Annotated in this window: 2 rRNA genes (1 of these 2 only partly in view); both read right to left on the bottom strand. The window is 57.2% G+C overall.

Going from position 1 to position 2820, the window contains the following annotated elements:
- Nucleotides 1–745: ribosomal RNA gene (locus J3P41_RS18355) — 23S ribosomal RNA — on the bottom strand; it reaches 2485 nt to the left of the window's first position.
- Nucleotides 746–1174: 429 nt separating this feature from the next.
- A 16S ribosomal RNA gene (locus J3P41_RS18350) occupies nt 1175–2689 on the bottom strand.
- The 16S and 23S rRNA genes sit together here, the layout of an rRNA operon.
- Nucleotides 2690–2820 lie beyond the last annotated feature (131 nt).

Below are 2820 nucleotides of genomic sequence, written 5' to 3'. Positions count from 1 at the left end.
AAGCGCCCTGTTCGGACTCGCTTTCGCTACGGCTTCCCCACACGGGTTAACCTCGCAACACACCGCAAACTCGCAGGCTCATTCTTCAAAAGGCACGCCGTCACCCACCCACAAGGGGCAAGCTCCGACGGATTGTAGGCACACGGTTTCAGGTACTATTTCACTCCCCGCCAGGGGTACTTTTCACCTTTCCCTCACGGTACTTGTCCGCTATCGGTCATCAAGGAGTATTTAGGCTTAACGGGTGGTCCCGCCAGATTCACACGGAATTTCAGGGGTTCCGTGTTACTTGGGAACACGCTCCAGAGCCAGTGCATTACGTCTACGGGCCTATCACCCTCTACGGTACGGCTTTCCAACCGGCTTCGACTTCCACACTGGTTTCTTACTCTGTGCTGAGCCGGCAGACTCAACTGAACGGTCCCACGACCCCACGACTGCAACCCCTGCCGGGTATCACACAATCGCGGTTTAGCCTCATCCGATTTCGCTCGCCACTACTCTCGGAATCACTGTTGTTTTCTCTTCCTGTCGGTACTGAGATGTTTCACTTCCCGACGTTCCCTCCACACACCCTATGTGTTCAGATGCGGGTAACACGACATGACTCGTGCTGGGTTTCCCCATTCGGACACCCCCGGATCACAGCTTGGTTGCCAACTCCCCAGGGCTTATCGCAGGCTCCAACGTCCTTCATCGGCTCTTGATGCCAAGGCATCCACCATGTGCCCTTCATAGCTTGTCTCAACAACGTCAAAACAACACACACGAAGAAACACACCAGCCCACCCCCCAATCAAAGGAGCAGGCCAGCAAACACAATCACACACCACCAGCGAACCGATGCTGCGCGACTGCTAAAGATGCTCGCGTCCACTATGCAGATCTCAAACAACAACCCCACCAACACCCACCGACCCCGAAGAGCCAGCAGACAAAGGGAGGACCAGAAGCCCAACACACTCAACCCACCCCACACTCAGGGCAGACCTCGCGGCTGATCCTTCAGGACCCAACAGTGTGCTTGACCGTCCCCCCAACCAACGCTGGGCAGAACGAACCACAACCACCACCAGCATCACACCGGCAACAGTCACAGCATCGACGATTCCACTAGTGAACACCACCATGCGCCACCGGACATTCGCCAGCGGTCGGGGCGTGTGCTCCTTAGAAAGGAGGTGATCCAGCCGCACCTTCCGGTACGGCTACCTTGTTACGACTTCGTCCCAATCGCCAGCCCCACCTTCGACGGCTCCCTCCACAAGGGTTGGGCCACCGGCTTCGGGTGTTGCCGACTTTCGTGACGTGACGGGCGGTGTGTACAAGGCCCGGGAACGTATTCACCGCAGCGTTGCTGATCTGCGATTACTAGCGACTCCGACTTCATGGGGTCGAGTTGCAGACCCCAATCCGAACTGAGACCGGCTTTTTGGGATTCGCTCCCCCTTACGGGATCGCAGCCCTTTGTACCGGCCATTGTAGCATGCGTGAAGCCCTGGACATAAGGGGCATGATGACTTGACGTCATCCCCACCTTCCTCCGAGTTGACCCCGGCAGTCTCCTATGAGTCCCCACCATAACGTGCTGGCAACATAGAACGAGGGTTGCGCTCGTTGCGGGACTTAACCCAACATCTCACGACACGAGCTGACGACAGCCATGCACCACCTGTACACCCCCAAAAGAAGCCCCATCTCTGGAGCGGCAGGGTGTATGTCAAACCCAGGTAAGGTTCTTCGCGTTGCATCGAATTAATCCGCATGCTCCGCCGCTTGTGCGGGCCCCCGTCAATTCCTTTGAGTTTTAGCCTTGCGGCCGTACTCCCCAGGCGGGGCGCTTAATGCGTTAGCTGCGGCACGGAACCCGTGGAATGGATCCCACACCTAGCGCCCAACGTTTACGGTGTGGACTACCAGGGTATCTAATCCTGTTCGCTCCCCACACTTTCGCTCCTCAGCGTCAGGTAATGCCCAGAGAACCGCCTTCGCCACCGGTGTTCCTCCTGATATCTGCGCATTTCACCGCTACACCAGGAATTCCGTTCTCCCCTGCATACCTCCAGTCTGCCCGTATCGAAAGCAAGCGCCGTGTTAAGCACGGCGTTTTCACTCCCGACGCGACAAACCGCCTACGAGCCCTTTACGCCCAATAATTCCGGACAACGCTCGCACCCTACGTATTACCGCGGCTGCTGGCACGTAGTTGGCCGGTGCTTCTTCTGTACCTACCGTCACTTGCGCTTCGTCGGTACTGAAAGAGGTTTACAACCCGAAGGCCGTCATCCCTCACGCGGCGTTGCTGGATCAGGCTTCCGCCCATTGTCCAATATTCCCCACTGCTGCCTCCCGTAGGAGTCTGGGCCGTGTCTCAGTCCCAGTGTGACCGGTCACCCTCTCAGGCCGGCTACCCGTCGAAGCCATGGTGAGCCATTACCTCACCATCAAGCTGATAGGCCGCGAGCACATCCTGCGCCGAAAAACTTTCCACCAACCCCCATGCGAGAACTGGTCATATCCGGTATTAATCACCGTTTCCGGTGGCTATCCCGAAGCGCAGGGCAGATTACTCACGTGTTACTCACCCGTTCGCCGCTCGAGTACCCCCGAAGGGGCCTTTCCGCTCGACTTGCATGTGTTAAGCACGCCGCCAGCGTTCGTCCTGAGCCAGGATCAAACTCTCCATCGAAAACCATCAACCACCCACCAACAGGCAGGCAGCGACTATCAATAAGAGCCACATCCCCTGACTGAACAAAACTGACATCTGTCAGAATCATTGTCAAAGAAACCGCGACCATCACCAGCACCCACCCACAA

The organism is Nocardioides sp. SYSU D00065, assembly GCF_017916425.1.
Taxonomy (GTDB): domain Bacteria; phylum Actinomycetota; class Actinomycetes; order Propionibacteriales; family Nocardioidaceae; genus Nocardioides.
Note: the sequence above shows the minus strand (reverse complement) of the source record. Positions and strands in the feature narration are given on the sequence as shown.